Below are 16,729 nucleotides of genomic sequence, written 5' to 3'. Positions count from 1 at the left end.
GTGGTGGCCGACGGCATCGGGTGGCACCCACGCGGTACCGCCCCGGAATACCCCGCTGGGCGTTTTCTGACACCAATGCCGGGTACGCCGGCCGATGCCCTCCCGTGTCGATCACGGGTCGGTGGGGAGCACGCGCACTCCGGCCAGTTGCACGTACACCTCTCGGCGCTCGACGGCCAGACCCTTGCCGTCGAGGACATAGCCGGTCAACCAGACCCAACCGGGGTACGTCGGGCGAGCGTCCACACTCACCAGCCGCAGACGTAGCGCCCGCCCGCCGGCGAACTGGACCGAGCACTCCTCGCCGAGAAGCAGCAGGCTGCCGGGTTTCAGCTCGGTCACGTCGGCCAGTGCCCACGGCTGATCGGGATGCGGTGGCGGGCTCGGCAGGGCAACTCGGCGCCGCAACGGCACATCATGCGCCAGTGCGCCCAACTCCAGACCGGTCGATGCCTGCGTGCCAGGGTCAGCGCGGTGACCAAGAGATATTCGTTGTACGACACACGCACCGCGTCGTCCCTCCGCAGGAATGGCGTCACCACAGCCGACCCGCTAACGCGGATGGCTGCGACAGTGGACTATTGCCGACGCTATTTCCGGTGACGCTGCACGGGAGGCTCCGGCGCGTGACAGCGTGTTCCATGCTGGCCACCTTGTGCAACACGCCAAGCCGTTCTAATCTCAACCCGAATTGACGCACGATGAATGCACTAAAAATATGTGCGGGGTGAAACACCCGGTGTTGCAGGAAGGGCGCGGCGGTGTTGCATGACGGATGAAACAAACGGGTCCACGGTGCCTCGGAGGCAGCTCGGGCGGCTGCTCACACAGCTTCGCGAGGCCGCCTCGGTGACGCTGGAAGCCGCAGCCGAAGCGCTGGACTGCTCCCGGCAGAAGGTGTGGCGCATCGAGAAGGGGCTGGTCCCGGTGCGCGTGGTGGATGCGCGTGCCATGTGCGCTCTCTATCGCGTCCCCGATGATATGAAAGAGATCGTCGCCGGGCTCGCGAAGGAAACTCGCGCCACAGGGTGGTGGCATTCCTACGGTGATGTCGTCCCGTCGTGGTTCTCGCTGTATGTCGGTCTGGAATCGTCCGCCGTCGCGCTGCGCCAATATGACGCGGAACTAATCCCCGGGCTTCTGCAAACCCGCGAGTACGCCACCGAACTGTTCCGCAGGAAGAACCCCACCATGAGCGCGGAGGACCGGGAAAAGCTTGTGGAGGTCCGGCTGCAACGGCAGGGCATCCTCGTTCGCCGGCTGCCCGCCGCACCCACGCTGCGGGTCGTCCTGAGTGAGGCCGTGCTCCGCCGCGTGATCCCCGACCGCCGGGCCATGGTGGGGCAGTTGCGGCACCTGCTCGACGTGGCGACCCTGCCGACCGTGAGCCTGCGCGTGCTGCCGCTCGCCGCCGGTCCGCCGCTGGCAAGCGAGACGGGCACGTTCGTCCTGCTGGGCTTTGCGCAGGCGCTCGGGCGGGCGTCGAGCGAGCCGACCACCGTCTATCTGGAGAACATCACCGGAGCGCTCTACCTGGACAAGCCGGCCGAGGTGGCAGCGTTCGAACATGTCTGGTCTGATCTGGAAGCGCTCGCATCGAGTGAGGCAGAATCAGAGAAAATGATCACTTCGATCATCGAGGAGCATCATGATTGACCTTGCCGGTGCCGTCTGGCGCAAGAGCACCCGCAGCGGCGGGAGCGGTGGCAACTGCGTCGAGGTGGCCGACAACGTTCCCGGTGTCGTCGGCGTCCGGGACAGCAAGGCCCCGACCGGCCCGACGCTTGCCTTCGCCCCGGCCGCCTGGGCCGCCTTCGTGACCGGCGTGCAGGGCCAGCACCCGAGGCTGACGACAGCGCGTCCCTGACCGGCGTGCGGCAGCGCCAGCGCCGGGGCTGAGGCAGCTCAGGCGTCCGCTCCGAACGGGCTGGCTATCCTTGGCCCCCGTGCCAGAGGGACACACGATTCATCGCCTGGCAGCCCGGCACGCCGAGCTGTTCGCCGGGGACAAGCTGCACGCCAGCAGCCCGCAGGGCCGCTTCGCCGAGGGCGCCGCGCGGCTCTCCGGCACCATGCTGGAGAGCACCGAGGCGTACGGCAAGCACCTGCTGCACCACTACGCCGGCGAGCTGACCCTGCACGTACACCTTGGGTTGTATGGCAAGTTCACCGACGGGCCGGGGGAGCCCCCGGAGCCCGTCGGCCAGCTACGGCTGCGGTTGGCCAGCGACAGGCACTGGCTGGACCTGCGCGGCCCCACCGCCTGCGAGCTGCTCACCCCGCCCGAGGTCGCCGCGCTGCGAGGCCGGCTCGGGCCGGATCCGCTGCGCGGCGACGCCGACCCCGAGCGGGCGTACGCCAGGATCTGCCGCAGTCCGACGCCGCTCGCCGCGTTGCTGCTGGACCAGTCGGTGGTGGCCGGCACCGGGTTGATCTTCGTGACCGAGGCGCTGTTCCGGGCCGGGTTGCCGCCGACGATGCCCGGTCGAGGGCTGACCCGCTCCGGCTGGGACGCGCTCTGGGCCGACCTGGTCGGGCTGATGCGACTCGCGGTCACGCACGGTCGGATCGACACCGTCCGCGACGCGCACCTGCCGGAGGCGATGGGCCGGCCGGCGCGGGTGGACCGGCACGGCGGCGAGGTGTACGTCTACCGCCGCCCCGGCGCGCCCTGCCACATCTGCGGCACCGAGGTCAGCCGGGGCGAGCTGGCCGGCCGCAACCTCTACTGGTGCCGCACCTGCCAGGCCGGCTGAACCCGCCGCGCCGCACGCCGCCCCCGCATGATCGCACCGCGTCCGCGCGGTTGATCGCGCTGGACCCGCGCCGGCGCTCGGTCACCTGCCGTCGAGCAGCCAGCGGACCACCTCGATCTGGTGCGGAAGGACGACCTCGCCGTCGATGCTCCAGGCCAGCGTCTGCCCGATCGTCCAGCCCCGGACCCGCTCCCTGTTGAGCTCCAGCTCGGCGCTGAGTCGGTCCAGTCGGTGCCGGACAGCGGCCCGCGAGTGGCCGAGTTCCCGGCCGCGCACCATCGGCACCACCGAGAACTCCCGTTCGCCGGTTAGCGGCTTCGGGTCGATCACCAGCCAGGGTTCCCGGTCGGCGGCGAGGACGTTGCCGGCGTGCAGGTCCTGGTTGACCAGCACCTGCTCGCCCTGGCTCGACGACAGACCGCCGAGCAGGTCGAGGGCGGCGTCGAGGAGTCGCCGCTGGTAAGGCCGGCCGGCCCGCTCCCAGTTGCCGGGCATCCGGTCGATCCAGCCGGCGGCCTCGGCGGCCAGCGGGGTGAACGGTTCGCCAGCCGATCGCCAGAGTCGAGGCAGCAGGCCGACCGTCACGTCCAGTGCCCTGTCCATCGGTAGCTGGTGCAGGGCAGTGCCGGGTCGGCAGCGTTCCACAAGGAGGGCGCGTCGGTGCGGGTCGTGGGCGAGCAGCCGGACTGCGCCGTCGCCGTCCCAGTGGGCAAGTGCGTCGGCTTCGTGCCGGCTGTCGTCGTCCGGGTACTGGAGTTTCAACACGGCCGCCGTGCCGTCCGCCAGGTCGGCGGGCACAGCGAGGGAGGCGTGGGCGTACTCGAAGGGTTTTCCGAGCCGCAGTGACCACCGCTCGGCGCACTCGGCCAGCCAGGTCGGGAGCGTGGCCAGCCAGGCCCGGCCGGCGGGTGACGCGCGTACCCAGTCAAGTCCTTCGGGCAGATCCATCCGGCCATCCTGGGGCATCGACAGGTGCGGCGACGGTCACTGGGTCGTCGGAGGCTTTGCCTTCTGGGGGTAGATCGTCTCGTGGCGGGCCAGCATGGCGACGTACTCGCCGATCTTGCGCTCGCGGGTCTCCGCCCGTTTGACGGCGTTGAGCCGGTGGATGAGGGCGAAGCGGTTGGTCTTGGTGAGCACGTCGAACATGGCCTGGGCGGCGGGGTTGACGGCGATGGCGGCGAGCAGGTCGGCCGGGACCTCGGCCGTCGACGGTGGGGCGTAGGCGGCGGCCCACCGTCCGTCGGCCTTGGCGGCCTCCACCGCGGCGCGGCCCGAGGGCTGCATTCGCCCCTGCGCCTCCAGCCGGGCCACGTGGGCGACGTTGATCTGGGACCAGGAACTGCGGGGGCGGCGCGGGGTGAACCGGATCCAGGAGGTTTCCGCGTCCCGTTTGCGTGCCTGCCCGTCGATCCAGCCGAAACACAGGCCTTCGTCGACCGCATCCTGCCAGGTCAGCGCGGTAACGGTGCCGCCCTTTTTGGTCAGGGCGAGCCAGACGCCGGGCGACGTGGCGTGGTTGATCGACAACCAGGCGCGCAGCCCGTCGCCGTCCGCGACGATCAGCTCATCCAGCTCGGCGCTCGTCATGGTCGGCAGGCTATCGCCGCACTACGACAACAGCCCCGGCTCCGTGTCGCACGTTCAGCTCCGGACGATGATCGTCGCGTCGTCGGCGGCGACGCCGTCGCGGGCCTCGACCTCCCGGACCAGGCGGATGACCTCGGCGGGGCCGTCGGATTCCAGCAATCGCAGCAGCCCGGCCCAGTCGGTACGCCCGAAGGTGTCCACGAGTCGACTCGCACCGTTGCTCAGCAGGGCTGCCGTGGTCACCTCGTCCGCCGGACAACTGCCGCAGATCGCCTCGTCCACCACTCGCGGGTCGTCCTTGGCCACCCAGAAGCCGCCCGGGTTGTTGCGTCGGGCACGCAACTCCATCAGCAGTCGCCGGTACTCGTCGCTGCCCCCGCGGAGCCCCTTCAGCCGGGCCTCGAAGGACCTGGCGATCACCACCTCACGCGGGTCGTGGGCGACGAGCGGCACGTTCCCGGCCCGGCCGACGAGCACCACGGCGTCACCGAGGACGAGGTGCTCGACGAGCCCGTCGGCGCATCGGAGGATCGCGACGGCCGCGTGCGGGCTTATCGAATGGGCCACGTCGCACGTGTCGCGGTGTTCGTCGGTGATCCGCTCGATGCTCTGGGCCAGCACGTCACGCAGGCTCCGGTCCAGCGACAACGCGCCCAGGAGGGCGCCGCCCAGGCGGCTGGCGTACCAGGCCACGCCGTGTTTGCAGACCTCGTCGGCGCCGGCGATGCCGCCCGCGCCGTCGACAAGCACCAGGCCCGACGCAACGGCACCGGCAAAGTCCTCATTGGAACGCCCCGGGTGCCCCGCATCGGTCGCCATCGTCACGCGCACGGCCCGATCGTCGCAGATCACCCATCGACGCGCAGCGGCCGAAGCTCGGATCCCCCCGCCACGGTCGGTCGCTTCGTATCATGCCGGGCGTGGCTTCCGCGCTCGACAACCTCTCGCCGCAGCAGCGGGCGCTTGTCGACACGTGGCTACCGGGCGCGACCGTCGAGAAGGATCACAGCTGGGGCCTTGTGGCGACCACAGTCCTCGAAATGACCCACGCCGGGTCGCGATTCGTCGTCAAGGCGGGCGGCGACGATGACCATCACATCCAGCGGGAACTCCACGCCCACCGCCACTGGCTGCGCCCCTGGACCGACAGGGGTCGTGCGCCGGCCCTCGTGCGGGGCAGCGCAGAGGCGAAGCTGCTACTCACCCGATACCTGCCGGGCGAACTGGTGCTCGGCAGCGCGTACGCCGACGACCCCGGCATCTATCGGCAGGCAGGCGAGCTGCTGGCCCTGTTGCACGCGCAGACCGCCGTCCGGGGTGACAACTATGAGAAGAGCGAGAACGAGAAGTCGCTGACGGCCCTCAGTGGGCCACACCGAATCGCCCCGAGCACCGTGCAGCGATTGCGAGCCGAGATCGCCGGCTGGCCGACGCCGCCCGCGACCCTCGTACCCACCCACGGCGACTGGCAGCCCCGGAACTGGATCGTTCATGACAGCGCCGTGAGCATCATCGACTTCGGGCGTGCCGCGCTGCACCCCGCGGCCTCGGACTTCGGCCGGCTGGCCGACCGCGACTTCCGGCGTAACCCGGCTCTGGAGGCGGCCTTCCTCGACGGGTACGGGACCGATCCTCGCGAGCCGGGCGCCTGGTATCGCAGCCGGATCCGCCAGGCGATCGGCACCGTCACCTGGGCCTACCGGGTGGGCGACGAGGCGTTCGAAGCCGAGGGCCACCGCACGTTGCGCCTGTTGCAGGCAGAGGGCAAGGGCTCCGTCGGCAGCATGTGAACCACGCGTTGGCGCGTTCGGGCACGGGCATTTGACAGTCGAGCCGACTGCGGAGCAGGCTTGAGAGCTGACAACGATGTCAACGGACAAAAGGTGATGAACCGTACCCGCGCATTTCTCGTCGACGCACCCGGCCGGCCAGCCGGATCGCGGCGGCCCGTGGCCGTTTTCCGGCGCGGACCCGGTTCGTCCGCCCATCCTGGCCGTATGTCCCTTCCCTACCCGGCGGTGAGCAGCTGAGATGACCGACGTGCCCCGATCCACAGCCGAAACTGCCCCCGCCCCGGCAGGGTCACCCGACCTGCCCGACCTCGACGAGTTCCTCGCCGACCAGACCCGCGCGCTGCTCGACACGGCCCGCAGCGCGCTCCGGCCCGAGGGCGCTTTCTGGTGGCTTACCGACGACCGCACCCCCGACCCCGACGAACCGTTGTTCACGTGGATCACCTGCCGGATGACCCACGTGGCCGCCCTCGCCTACCGCAACGGCGACCCGGACGCCGCCGCCCTTGTCGACCACGGGGTGACGGCACTGCGCACGCTGCTGCGCGACGACACCTACGGCGGTTGGTTCGCTGCCGTGGACCAGCAGGGCGAGCCGATCAACGAGCGCAAGGCCGGGTACGACCACGCCTTCGTGCTGCTCGCCGCGTCAGGCGCGGCCCGAGCCGGGCGACCCGGCGCCGACAAGCTGCTCGCCGACGCACTGGCCGTGGTGCTCGACCGATTCTGGGACGACGACGCCGGCGCGGTCCGCGAATCGTGGAACCGCGACTGGACCGCCACCGAGGACTACCGGGGCGCCAACAGCAGCATGCACATGGTCGAGGCGTTCCTCGCCGCGAACGCCGCCACCGGCGACGCGAGCTGGGCGGACCGCGCCCTGCGGATCGCCACCCACCTGGTGCACGGCGAAGCCGCCCGACACGACTGGCGGTTGCCCGAGCACTTCACCGCCGACTGGACGCCGCTGCCCGACTACAACCGGGACCAGCCCGCCGACCAGTTCCGGCCGTACGGCTCCACGATCGGGCACTGGCTGGAATGGGCCCGGCTGCTGCTGGAGTTGGAGGCCGTCCTGCCGCAACCGCCCCGCTGGCTGCTCGCCGACGCCCGCGCCCTGTTCGCCGCCGCCGTGCGACGCGGCTGGGCGGTCGACGGCGCCGACGGCTTCGTCTACACGATCGACTGGGACGACCGGCCGGTGGTCCGCTCCCGAATGCACTGGGTGCTGGCCGAGGCCATCGGCGCGGCGGTCACCCTGCACCGACGCACCGGGGACGCCGTCTACGCCGACTGGTTCCAGGTCTTCTGGGCGTACGCCCGCCGCAACCTCATCGACGCCACCGGGTGGCGGCACGAACTGGACGCGCAGAACCTGCCCTCGGACACGGTGTGGCACGGCCGACCGGACGTCTACCACGCGTACCAGGCGGTGCTGCTGTCCCGTTCCGCCGACGGGCTCGGCGGCCCCGGCCCGCTCAACCCGGGCGAGGTGACCGCATGATCGTGGTGGCGGGCGAAGCCCTCATCGACCTGGTGGTCACCGCCGACGGGCAACGGGCGGTGCCGGGCGGGTCGCCCGCGAACGTCGCGGTCACCCTGGCCCGGCTCGACCAGCCGACACGCCTGCTGGCCCGGATCGGCACCGACGAGTACGGCCGTCAGCTCACCGAGCACCTCAGCGCCAACCGGGTGGACCTGGCCTGGGCGGTCCGCGCTGAGCAGCCCACCTCGGTCGCGGTCGCCACCCTGAACGCCGCCGGGCAGGCCAGCTACGAGTTCCGGCTGGCCGGTGCCGCCGACTGGCAGTGGACGCCGCAGGAGTTGCCCGACCTGACCGGGACACCGGCGACCGCCCTACACACCGGGTCGCTCGCGCTCGCGCTGGCACCCGGCGCGCAGGTCCTGGAAGATCTGCTCGCCCGCGAACGCAAGCGGGACGCGATCACCATCTCGATCGACCTCAACCTCCGCCCGAGCATCGTCACGGACCGGGCGGCGGAGCAGGCGCGAGTACGCCGGCAGGTGAGCCTCGCCCACCTGGTCAAGGCCAGCGACGAGGACCTGGCCTGGCTCCACCCGGACCGCTCGGTGGCCGACGTGATGGCCGAATGGCGCGAGGCCGGGGTGTCCTGCGCGGTGGTGACCCGGGGAGGGGACGGCGCCTGGCTGCTCGCCCCGGACGGCTCACTGCACGAGCAACCAGCGGTACGCACCACAGTGGTCGACACCGTCGGCGCCGGCGACTCGTTCACCGGCGGCCTGCTGGCCGCGCTTGCCGACCTCGACGCGCTCGGTGACCGCACGGCCGACCGACTCGCCGCCGTAACCGAGCCGCAGTGGAATGCGGTGCTCCGCCAGGCCGCGACGGTGGCCGCACTGACCTGCGCCCGCCGTGGCGCCGACCCACCCCGCCGCACCGAGGTAGAAACCCTCCTCCACCCCACGCCCTAACCCCGCCCCCGCCCTCGCTCCTGCCCCGCCCTCGCTCCTGCCCCGGCCCCGCCCCGCGCCCCGGCCCCGCCACTCTCGCCCCGCGATCTTGCACTTTCTGCCCCGGCAAATGGTGCATTCAACGCCAATAGGCGACCGAAAGTGCAAGATCGCGGGGGCGGGGTGGGGCGGCTCGCGGGGTGGGGTGGGGGGGTGGTTAGGGGGGTGGCTGGGTTGGTAGGCCGCGGCGGAGTAGCCGGGTGGGGAGCACTGTTGTCGCTGGTGGGGAGTCGTCGCCGGCTATCCGTTGGAAGAGGCGCTCGGTGGCGACCCTCGCCAACTCCCTCGTGTCGTACGCGACGACCGTCAACGGCCGGGGCATCAGGTGGGCCAACTCGAAGTCGTCGAAGCCGACAAGCGCCGCGTCGCTACCCCGACGGTGCAGCTCCTGAAGCGCGCCGACGGTGAGCCGGTTGTTGCCGCAGAAGAACGCGGTGGGCGGGTCGGGAAGGTCGAGCAGCGTGGCGACCGCGCGGGCGGCATCCTCCGGCGCGATGAGCCGGTCGCGGAGCAGCGACTCGTCCGGGTCGACTCCGGCGTCGGCCAGCGCCGCCCGTGCGCCGGTCAGCCGCTCGCGCATGGTGGACACGCTTGGCGCGCCGAGCAGGAGGCCTACCCGCCGGTGCCCCTCGTCGAGCAGCGCGGCGACCCCGGCCCGGCCGCCACCGCGGTTGTCCAACAGCACGGCGTCGGCGAGCAGCCCCTGCGGGGGCCGGTCCAGGAAGACCACAGGCACGCCCAGCTCGACCTCGCGGCGCAGGAACGAGTGGTCGGGGCCGGCCGGCACCACGAGCAGCCCGTCGACCCGGCGTTGGGTGAAATCCTGGAGTACGGCGCGTTCCCGCTCCGGATCCTCCTCGGACGAGGCGGTGATCAACATGGTGCCGTGCGCGGCGGCGATCTCGGCGGCGACGCTGGCGATTGTGGCGTAGAACGGGTTGGCGATCTCCTCGATGAGCAGCCCGACGGTGGCGTTGAGCTGCCGGGAGCGCAGGTTGCGGGCGATGTCGTTGCGCCGGAAACCCAGCTCGGTGATGGCGGCCAGCACACGCCCGAGCAGTTCCTGACCCACCGGCTCGTCGTTGACGACCCGGGAGACCGTCTTCAGGCTGACCCCGGCGTGCCGGGCGACGTCGACCATCGTCGGGCGGCGCGCGGTCGGCCGGGTGGGGGTCTGGGTCACGGGGTGGTCCTCCACGGCGGGCGCGGGTCAGCGGTCGACGGCGGCGAGCGCGTCGACCGCCTTTCGGGCGGCGATCAACACCGGATCCCAGACCGGCGCGTACGGCGGAGCGTAGCCCAGGTCCAGTGCCGTCATGTCATCCACTGTCATGCCGTTCCACAGCGCAACGGCTAGCGTGTCGATCCGTTTGGCCGCCTCGGACCAGCCGACTATCTGCGCGCCGAGCAACCGGCCGCTGGGTCGTTCGGCGATCAGCTTGACGGTCATCGGCCGGGCGCCGGGGTAGTAGCCCGCGCGGCTGGTCGACTCGGCGATCACCGAGATGAAGTCGAAACCGGCTTCGGTGGCGTCCCGTTCACGGAGGCCGGTCCGGCCCACCTCCAGGTCGCAGACCTTCGTCACGGCTGTGCCGATCACGCCGGTGAAGGTGGCGTACCCGCCGCCGATGTTGATTCCGGCCACCCGGCCCTGCTTGTTGGCGTGCGTGCCCAGCGGCACGTGCACGGGCATCCCGCTGACCCGGTGCAGCGTCTCCACGCAGTCGCCGGCCGCCCAGACCCCGCGCAGCCCCGGCACCCGCATGCGGCGGTCCACCCGGATCCCGCCGGTCGGGCCGATCGGCAGCCCGGCAGCCTCGGCGAGCGCGGCGTTGGGGCGTACACCGAGGCCAAGGACCACGACGTCGGTCGGAATCGGCCCCTCGGCGGTGACGACCGCGGACACCCGGCCGTCCTGCTGTTCCAGGCCGGTCACCTTGAGGCCGGTGCGGATCGTGACGCCCAGGCCGCGCATCGCCTCGACGACCAGCTCGGCCATGTCGCCATCCACGGTCGACATGGCCTGGTCGGACGCTTCGACCAGGGTGACGCCCAGGCCGCGTTGGATAAGCGCCTCGGCCATCTCGACGCCGATGTATCCGCCGCCGACCACCACTGCCCGCCGCGGCTGCGGCGCGGCATCCAGCCAGTCGCGCAGCGCGGCTCCGTCGTCGAGGGTCTGCATGCCGAACACGCCACCCGCGTCGGTCTGCGCCCACGGTGGCTTCACCGGCACCGCGCCGGCCGCGTACATCAGCTCGTCGAAGGGCTCGCGGACCTCGCCGCCGCCGTCCAGGTCCCGTGCGACGACCTCGCGGCGTTCCAGGTCGATGGCGGTCACCTCGTGGCGCATCCGCACGTCCATGGCGAACTTCGAGCGGAACGTCTCCGGGGTCCGCGCGATCAGCTCATCCGGGCCGGCCACCTGACCGCTGATCCAGTAGGGGATGCCGCACGCCGAGTAGGACGTGAAGTGCCCCCGCTCAAAGACAACGATCTCCAGGTCGGTGTGGTCCCGGCGGCGTCGGGCCTGGGATGCCGCCGACATGCCGGCGGCGTCCCCGCCGATGACTATCAATCGTTGCGCCACGTGAACATCCTGTCACGAAGATCCTGAGCCACGGGTCTGTCGCGCCACGTCCTGCACCACGTCGACGAGCCGCCCGGTGCGGGCGAACACCGCCCGCTGCCGGGCCGCGCCCGTGCCATGCCGGCGCAGCCCGCCCAGCAGGTCGGTCACCTCGGCCCAGTCGCCGTGCTGCTCCAGGGCCGGGCGCATCCGCTCCACGAACCGGTCCAGCAGTTCCCACGCCGGGCGCAACTCCCCGGTGGTCACGTCGACGCCCTGGCCTTCCAGGCCGTCGTGGGCGGCCCGCCAGTGCGCGCCGACGAGCAGGTGGTGATCGGTCTGTAGGGCCGGGCGGTCGGCGTCGACGTCGGCCATGGCGGTGGCCACCAGAGCACGGACCAGCGCGGCGACAAGCACGGCGTCGTCCACTGACGGGCAGACGTCGCCGATCCGCAGCTCCACGGTGGGGTACTTCGCCGACAGCCGGGCGTACCAGTAGAGCATCCCCTCGTCGAGCATCACCCCGCTGGCGATCAGTTGGCGGATCAGCCGCTGGTAGTGCTCGTGCGACTCCAGCCAGGGCGTCGGCGCCACCGACGGCCAGCGCTCCCACTCCACCGAACGCCAACTGGCATAGCCGGTGTCCTCACCCCTAGCGAACGGGGAGTTGGTGGTGATCGCGTGCAGCATCGGCAGCCACGGCCGGACGTGGTTGAGCACCTGTACGCCGGTCTCCGGGTCGGGGACGCCCACGTGCACGTGCATGCCGTTGTTTCCCGGGCCGGGAACGAGCAGCCGGAACCGTTCGATCATCCGGTCGAAGCGCGGCTTGTCCACCACCGGCGGCACCGGCCCGTCGACCGGCCCGGTGCCGATGGCCAGCAGCCGTACGCCCGCCCGCTCGGCGGCGTCCGCGAGCGCGCTGCGCAGTACGCCGAGGGAGTGCCGGATCGAGGACAGCTCCAGACCGGGCGGGCTGCCGATCTCGATCTGGCTGGTCTGGAACTCCCGCTCCACCTGCCCGCGCAACTCCGCCGGCACCTGCTCCAGCACGAGGTCGACGGCGGGGACCGCGGCCCCGGTGTGCGGGTCGACGAGCAGGAACTCCTCCTCGACACCCACGGTGAGCAACTCGGTCCCCGCGGCCGTCCCGCTGGGCGCCTCCGTCACCTGGCCCGTCATCGCGACACCACCGTCCGTTCCAGCCGTTCGCGGTCGATCCGCGTCGGTCAGTCGCTTGGTTACCCACCGTGGTGACGCCGGGAAACGTGGCAAACGGCGCGTCGCCCCGCGTGTCGGCCCGCCCGGGCTCCTGCGTCGGGACCTGAGCGCACACCGCCTGCCCGTGGGCGTCCGAGCGCTCGTCGCCGTTTGGCCGACCGGAGTGACACCGGGTCCTATGCTGAGCCCGTGCCGGCACCGCTGGGGTTCCTCTGGGTGGAGTGGATGTCCGCGTTCACCCAGCTCACCCTGCTCGCGGAACGCCCGACCGACATGCTGGCGGGTGCCGCGCTGACCGCCCTGGTGCTGTTCACCGCGCTGCTCGCGGCGCGGGTGCCCGGCCCCTCCGGAGGGCCGGGCTTCGCGCGCCGCTGGGCCGGGCTGCGGGCCCGCTCCCGCGGCCGCCGGATGCCCCGTCAGATCGACCCGGACGCCGCCGGGCGACCCCGACCTCGCGCACCCGGTCACCCCTCGGCCGCGTAGCGCCACACCGCCGCGCGGCCGATCCCGCCGTCACCGGTCCTTCCGCCCGGCGGACGCCGCCGGGGGAGGACCCCACCGGAATCGGACCGAGGGGTTTCCCATGCTCGCCTTCGCACCACTGCACAGCGTCGTCGGCGCGGCCGGCGCCGCGCTGTCCTGGCTCACCGATCTGCTCGAACCGCTTGCCGGCGGCATGGCGACCGCCGCCGCCATCGTCCTGTTCACCATCGCCGTGCGGTTACTGATCTCCCCGCTGACCGTGGCGCAGGTCCGCGGGGAGCGGCGCCGCGCGGCGCTCGCTCCACAGGTCCGCGACCTTCAGCGGCGGTACGCGAACGACCCCGCGAAGCTTCAGGGTGAGGTGTTCGCGCTGTATCGGTCGGCCGGCGCCAACCCGATCGCGGGCTGCCTGCCGCTGCTGATCCAGGCGCCGTTCCTGCTCGTCCTGTACCGGCTCTTCGGCACCAGTGAGGGCGGCACCGGCCTGCTGACCGAGCGGCTGGCCGGGGTGCCGCTCGGCCACCATGTCAGTGACGGGTTGTCCGGGGCGGCCGGCCCGCTCTTCGGCGTCCTGCTGGTCCTGCTGCTGGTGGTGGCGTGGTGGTCGTCGCGGCGTGCCCGTCGGGCGTCGGCGGCGGTCGGGACGGTGGCCGGTACGCCCACCGAGGGGCCGGGTGCCGCGACGCTCGGCCGGCTGCTGCCCCTGCTGCCGTTCACGACCGTGCTGGTGGCGCTTGTGCTGCCGCTCGCCGCGGTGATCTATCTGCTGACCACTACCGCCTGGTCGGCGCTGGAGCAGGTGGTGCTCCGGCGTCCGCAGGCCGCGTAGCGGGGACGGCCCCTGCCCGCGATCGGGCAGGGGCCGTCGGCAGTGCCCCTCTGGACAGGAACAGTTAACTGTCTTAATAATTAGCGCCTACGTTGACATCCATGGATGCCCAATCGGGCGTGGAGGGCCGCATGAAGCCTGCCAGATCCCTTGTCCTGTCCCTCGTCACCGCACTCGCCGCGACGCTCGGCGCGGCCTGGGTCGCGCTGCCCGCGTTCGCCGCCGGAGCAACCGCCAGCTTCGTCAAGACCGCCGAGTGGGGTGCCGGCTGGGAGGGGAAGTACACGATCACCAACGGCGGCGGCTCGACCATAAACGGTTGGAACCTCGTCTTCGACCTGCCGTCCGGCACCACCCTGGGCAGCTACTGGGACGCGTTGCTCACCTCCGCCGGCCAGCGGCACACCTTCACCAACCGCTCCTGGAACGGCAGCATCGCCCCCGGTGCGTCGGTCTCCTTCGGCTTCCTGGCCAGCGGCTCCGGCTCGCCGACCGGCTGCCAACTCAACGGGGCACCCTGCGGCGGCGGCACCCCACCGACCACAGCGCCCCCCACCACAGCGCCGCCGACCACGGCACCCCCCACCACAGCGCCCCCGACCACGGCACCCCCCACCACAGCGCCCCCGACCACGGCACCGCCGACCGGCGGGTTGCCGAAGCACCTGCTCACCGGCTACTGGCACAACTTCGACAACCCCGCCGTCGAGCTGCGACTGCGCGACGTCCCGATCCAGTACGACCTGGTCGCGGTCGCCTTCGCCGAGGCCACCGCCACACCGGGCGCGCTCACCTTCGGCGTCGACCCCGGGCTCTCCGCCGCGCTCGGCGGCTACACCGACGCGGACTTCACCGCCGACGTGCGTACGCTGCACAGCCGCGGCCAGCGGGTGATCCTCTCCGTCGGGGGCGAGGCCGGCCGGGTCACTGTCAACGACGCGGCGTCGGCCACCGTGTTCGCCGACACCGCCGCCGCGCTTATCGCCCGTTACGGCTTCGACGGCATCGACATCGACCTGGAGAACGGGCTCAACCCGACCTACATGGCGCAGGCGCTGCGAGCGCTGCGGGCCAAGGTCGGCGCCGGCCTGATCATCGCGATGGCCCCGCAGACGATCGACATGCAGTCCCCGGCCAGCGGCTACTTCAAGCTGGCCCTGGACATCAAGGACATCCTCACCGTCGTCAACACCCAGTTCTACAACTCCGGTGCGATGCTCGGCTGCGACCAGAACGCCGCGTACTCCCAGGGCACTGTGAACTTCATCGTCGCGCTGGCCTGCATCCAACTGGAGGCTGGGCTGCGCCCCGACCAGGTCGGTCTCGGCCTACCCGCGGGCCCCGGTGCGGCCGGTGGCGGCATCGTCGCGCCCAGCGTGGTCAACGCGGCCCTGGATTGTCTCGCCCGGGGCACCAACTGCGGCAGCTTCCGGCCGCCGCGCACCTACCCCGGCATCCGGGGTGCGATGACCTGGTCGGTGAACTGGGACGTCAGCAACGGCAACGGCTTCGCCCGCACGGTGGCCCCGCACCTGGACACCCTGCCCTGAGTCGTCGCCAACCGCCCGGCTGACCGGGACGCGGATCAACGACCGGCGGTCACCGACCGCCGGTCGTCGCGCTCCCGGCGGCGGCGGATCTTACGGAGGGCCCAGCTCGCCAGCATGACGACGAAGACCGCGATGATGGCGTAGTTGAACCAGTCGCTGTACCGCCCGACGTCCTGCCAGCGGCTGCCCAACAGGTATCCGGCGCCGACGACCAGGCCGTTCCACACGCCGCTGCCGATCGTGGTGAGCAGGATGAACTCGCCCAGCGGCATCCGGTTGGCCCCGGCCGGAACGGAGACCAGGCTGCGGACCACAGGCACCACCCGGCCGATGAGCACCGCCCACCTGCCGTGCCGCTCGAACCAGCGGTCGGCCCTCTCCAGGTCGTCGCGGTCCACAAGCGGAATGTGATCCAGCCACCGCTTGAGCCGCTCCTCGCCCAGCGCCGCGCCCAACCAGTAGAGCGCCAGCGCGCCCACAAGCGAACCGACCGTCGCGGTCAGCACCACCAGGAAGACGTTGAACTGGCCCTCGTGGGCCAGGAAGCCGGCCATCGCCAGCACGATCTCGCTGGGGATGGGCGGGATGATGCTCTCCAGGGCCACCAGCAGGGCCACGCCGAGCGGACCCATCGCCTCGATCACCATGGCCACCCAGCCGGTCAACCCGGTGAACTCGGACGGGTCGCCAGCCTGGGCGTAAGCCATTGGTCGTCCTTCCGCGCCGGTGAGGGGGGATCAGACCCTCATACCCACTGGCGGGCGACGCACACACACCCGGCGGGACGCGGCGGTCAGTGCTCCGGGTGCACCGCCGTGTCCGCCGGCCCCTGTCGCCAGCCGCTGAACCGCACGGTGAGCCCGGCCCGCGACGGCGCGCAGCAGAACGGGCCGGCCGTGACCTGTGCCGTCGGGTCCAGCGGCGTCAGCCGGACCAGCCGCCACGGCTCGTCGTCCACCCGGGCGCGCACGGTCAGCGCGTCGCCGGCCCGGCTGACCCGGATCGTGACCTCCCGGCCCGCCCACTGCGGCACCGGGGCCACCGACCAATCGGAGAACTCCCGCGTCACCACCGCGCCGAGTTGCAGATCGCCGTCGCTCATCTCGACGCCGGCCTTGGTCCAGGTCCGCTCGTCCGCCCGCACCAGCACGCCGGCCTGGTCGAACTGCTCGCTCAGATCGAGGGCGAAGCTCACCTCCATGGCGCTGCCGACCGGCAGCGGCGCCAGCAGGGCCGGGGCGTCGTCGTGTACGAAGCCGTAGCTGGTACGCCGCCAGAGGTCGCTCTCCGCCGCCGGCTCGACCACCAGCTCCCCGGCCGGGCCGTGCTCGACGCGCACCGGCTGACGCAGCCAGGTGCCCCGGGCCCAGTCCAGCGGTTCGCTCGGCGGTACGAGGCTGATCTCCATGCCCCGAACGGTACCGCCGGAGCGGGCCAGCCCCGAC

General features: G+C 71.8%; 18 protein-coding genes. 9 read left to right on the top strand and 9 right to left on the bottom strand.

The features are described 5' to 3' along the window. Positions 1–111: 111 nt before the first annotated feature. The gene (locus tag ACFY2Q_RS15255) at positions 112–342 is read right to left on the bottom strand and encodes a hypothetical protein (RefSeq protein ID WP_387130529.1); all 231 of its coding nucleotides are present in this window, start codon (positions 340–342) and stop codon (positions 112–114) included. Positions 343–768: 426 nt separating this feature from the next. Between ACFY2Q_RS15255 and ACFY2Q_RS15250 the strand changes: the two genes are divergently transcribed. From ACFY2Q_RS15250 to ACFY2Q_RS15240, 3 genes are all read left to right on the top strand, one after another. Then, positions 769–1,656, top strand: a complete 888-nt coding sequence (locus ACFY2Q_RS15250; protein WP_387130527.1) for a helix-turn-helix domain-containing protein — start codon at positions 769–771, stop codon at positions 1,654–1,656. Next, the gene (locus ACFY2Q_RS15245; RefSeq protein ID WP_387130931.1) at positions 1,652–1,867 is read left to right on the top strand and encodes a DUF397 domain-containing protein; all 216 of its coding nucleotides are present in this window, start codon (positions 1,652–1,654) and stop codon (positions 1,865–1,867) included. Before ACFY2Q_RS15250 ends, ACFY2Q_RS15245 begins: the two co-directional genes overlap by 5 nt. Positions 1,868–1,946: 79 nt before the next feature. Further along, a complete protein-coding gene (locus ACFY2Q_RS15240) occupies positions 1,947–2,756 on the top strand; it encodes an Fpg/Nei family DNA glycosylase (protein ID WP_387130525.1) in 810 nt (269 codons plus the stop codon). Between the two features lie 81 nt (positions 2,757–2,837). Here the strand turns inward: ACFY2Q_RS15240 and ACFY2Q_RS15235 are convergent, their stop codons facing one another. Genes ACFY2Q_RS15235 through ACFY2Q_RS15225 form a run of 3 tightly spaced genes read right to left on the bottom strand, consistent with a single transcriptional unit; the run spans position 2,838 to position 5,177 of the window. After that, positions 2,838–3,704, bottom strand: coding sequence for an aminoglycoside phosphotransferase family protein (locus ACFY2Q_RS15235; RefSeq protein WP_387130523.1), 867 nt, complete (start codon positions 3,702–3,704; stop codon positions 2,838–2,840). A 36-nt stretch (positions 3,705–3,740) separates the two neighbouring features. Continuing rightward, entirely contained in the window at positions 3,741–4,346 is a 606-nt protein-coding gene (locus tag ACFY2Q_RS15230; protein ID WP_387130521.1) for a YdeI family protein, read from the bottom strand. Positions 4,347–4,400: 54 nt separating this feature from the next. Continuing rightward, positions 4,401–5,177, bottom strand: a complete 777-nt coding sequence (locus ACFY2Q_RS15225; protein ID WP_387130519.1) for a hypothetical protein — start codon at positions 5,175–5,177, stop codon at positions 4,401–4,403. Between the two features lie 89 nt (positions 5,178–5,266). Here ACFY2Q_RS15225 and ACFY2Q_RS15220 point away from each other — a divergent pair, with 89 nt between their 5' ends. The 3 genes from ACFY2Q_RS15220 to ACFY2Q_RS15210 all read left to right on the top strand — a co-directional run bounded on the left by ACFY2Q_RS15220 (position 5,267) and on the right by ACFY2Q_RS15210 (position 8,593). Further along, entirely contained in the window at positions 5,267–6,136 is an 870-nt protein-coding gene (locus ACFY2Q_RS15220) for a phosphotransferase (RefSeq protein ID WP_387130517.1), read from the top strand. A gap of 241 nt (positions 6,137–6,377) precedes the next feature. Next, positions 6,378–7,643: an AGE family epimerase/isomerase gene (locus tag ACFY2Q_RS15215; protein WP_387130515.1), complete on the top strand. Its 1,266-nt coding sequence runs from the start codon at positions 6,378–6,380 to the stop codon at positions 7,641–7,643. Next, positions 7,640–8,593, top strand: coding sequence for a carbohydrate kinase (locus tag ACFY2Q_RS15210; protein ID WP_387130513.1), 954 nt, complete (start codon positions 7,640–7,642; stop codon positions 8,591–8,593). The genes ACFY2Q_RS15215 and ACFY2Q_RS15210 overlap by 4 nt, the downstream gene beginning before the upstream one ends. A 196-nt stretch (positions 8,594–8,789) precedes the next feature. Here ACFY2Q_RS15210 and ACFY2Q_RS15205 read toward each other — a convergent pair whose 3' ends face one another. The 3 genes from ACFY2Q_RS15205 to ACFY2Q_RS15195 form a co-directional block, all read right to left on the bottom strand. After that, on the bottom strand, positions 8,790–9,773 hold the full coding sequence (locus ACFY2Q_RS15205; RefSeq protein WP_387130929.1) for a LacI family DNA-binding transcriptional regulator: 984 nt from the start codon (positions 9,771–9,773) through the stop codon (positions 8,790–8,792). A gap of 69 nt (positions 9,774–9,842) precedes the next feature. Next, on the bottom strand, positions 9,843–11,222 hold the full coding sequence (locus ACFY2Q_RS15200) for an FAD-dependent oxidoreductase (protein WP_387130511.1): 1,380 nt from the start codon (positions 11,220–11,222) through the stop codon (positions 9,843–9,845). A 12-nt stretch (positions 11,223–11,234) separates the two neighbouring features. Beyond that, positions 11,235–12,383 carry a glutamate--cysteine ligase gene (locus ACFY2Q_RS15195; RefSeq protein ID WP_387130509.1) on the bottom strand — a complete coding sequence of 383 codons (1,149 nt, stop codon included), beginning with the start codon at positions 12,381–12,383 and terminating at the stop codon, positions 11,235–11,237. 228 nt (positions 12,384–12,611) lie between these two features. On the opposite strand from ACFY2Q_RS15195, the gene ACFY2Q_RS15190 reads away from it, so the two are divergent. The 3 genes from ACFY2Q_RS15190 (at position 12,612) to ACFY2Q_RS15180 (ending at position 15,284) form a co-directional block, all read left to right on the top strand. Continuing rightward, positions 12,612–12,905, top strand: a complete 294-nt coding sequence (locus tag ACFY2Q_RS15190) for a DUF6412 domain-containing protein (RefSeq protein ID WP_387130507.1) — start codon at positions 12,612–12,614, stop codon at positions 12,903–12,905. A gap of 100 nt (positions 12,906–13,005) precedes the next feature. Then, entirely contained in the window at positions 13,006–13,734 is a 729-nt protein-coding gene (locus tag ACFY2Q_RS15185; RefSeq protein ID WP_387130505.1) for a YidC/Oxa1 family membrane protein insertase, read from the top strand. 131 nt (positions 13,735–13,865) lie between these two features. Then, positions 13,866–15,284, top strand: a complete 1,419-nt coding sequence (locus ACFY2Q_RS15180; RefSeq protein WP_387130503.1) for a chitinase — start codon at positions 13,866–13,868, stop codon at positions 15,282–15,284. A 35-nt stretch (positions 15,285–15,319) separates the two neighbouring features. Here ACFY2Q_RS15180 and ACFY2Q_RS15175 read toward each other — a convergent pair whose 3' ends face one another. Then, positions 15,320–15,991: a DedA family protein gene (locus ACFY2Q_RS15175; protein ID WP_387130501.1), complete on the bottom strand. Its 672-nt coding sequence runs from the start codon at positions 15,989–15,991 to the stop codon at positions 15,320–15,322. A gap of 86 nt (positions 15,992–16,077) precedes the next feature. After that, the gene (locus ACFY2Q_RS15170; protein ID WP_387130499.1) at positions 16,078–16,692 is read right to left on the bottom strand and encodes a DUF1349 domain-containing protein; all 615 of its coding nucleotides are present in this window, start codon (positions 16,690–16,692) and stop codon (positions 16,078–16,080) included. Positions 16,693–16,729 lie beyond the last annotated feature (37 nt).

Origin of the sequence: Micromonospora sp. NPDC000316, assembly GCF_042898885.1 — a bacterium.
Lineage (GTDB): Bacteria > Actinomycetota > Actinomycetes > Mycobacteriales > Micromonosporaceae > Micromonospora.
This window is presented reverse-complemented; position numbering and strand designations above follow the sequence as displayed.

What these genes read in the sequence shown, in the direction of transcription:
- ACFY2Q_RS15250 (WP_387130527.1), top strand. Translation starts at nt 769, where the DNA reads ATGACGGATGAAACAAACGGGTCCACGGTGCCTCGGAGGCAGCTCGGG.
- ACFY2Q_RS15235 (WP_387130523.1), bottom strand. Translation starts at nt 3,704, where the DNA reads ATGGATCTGCCCGAAGGACTTGACTGGGTACGCGCGTCACCCGCCGGC.
- ACFY2Q_RS15230 (WP_387130521.1), bottom strand. Translation starts at nt 4,346, where the DNA reads ATGACGAGCGCCGAGCTGGATGAGCTGATCGTCGCGGACGGCGACGGG.
- ACFY2Q_RS15215 (WP_387130515.1), top strand. Translation starts at nt 6,378, where the DNA reads ATGACCGACGTGCCCCGATCCACAGCCGAAACTGCCCCCGCCCCGGCA.
- ACFY2Q_RS15210 (WP_387130513.1), top strand. Translation starts at nt 7,640, where the DNA reads ATGATCGTGGTGGCGGGCGAAGCCCTCATCGACCTGGTGGTCACCGCC.
- ACFY2Q_RS15205 (WP_387130929.1), bottom strand. Translation starts at nt 9,773, where the DNA reads ATGGTCGACGTCGCCCGGCACGCCGGGGTCAGCCTGAAGACGGTCTCC.
- ACFY2Q_RS15195 (WP_387130509.1), bottom strand. Translation starts at nt 12,383, where the DNA reads ATGACGGGCCAGGTGACGGAGGCGCCCAGCGGGACGGCCGCGGGGACC.
- ACFY2Q_RS15185 (WP_387130505.1), top strand. Translation starts at nt 13,006, where the DNA reads ATGCTCGCCTTCGCACCACTGCACAGCGTCGTCGGCGCGGCCGGCGCC.
- ACFY2Q_RS15180 (WP_387130503.1), top strand. Translation starts at nt 13,866, where the DNA reads ATGAAGCCTGCCAGATCCCTTGTCCTGTCCCTCGTCACCGCACTCGCC.
- ACFY2Q_RS15175 (WP_387130501.1), bottom strand. Translation starts at nt 15,991, where the DNA reads ATGGCTTACGCCCAGGCTGGCGACCCGTCCGAGTTCACCGGGTTGACC.
- ACFY2Q_RS15170 (WP_387130499.1), bottom strand. Translation starts at nt 16,692, where the DNA reads ATGGAGATCAGCCTCGTACCGCCGAGCGAACCGCTGGACTGGGCCCGG.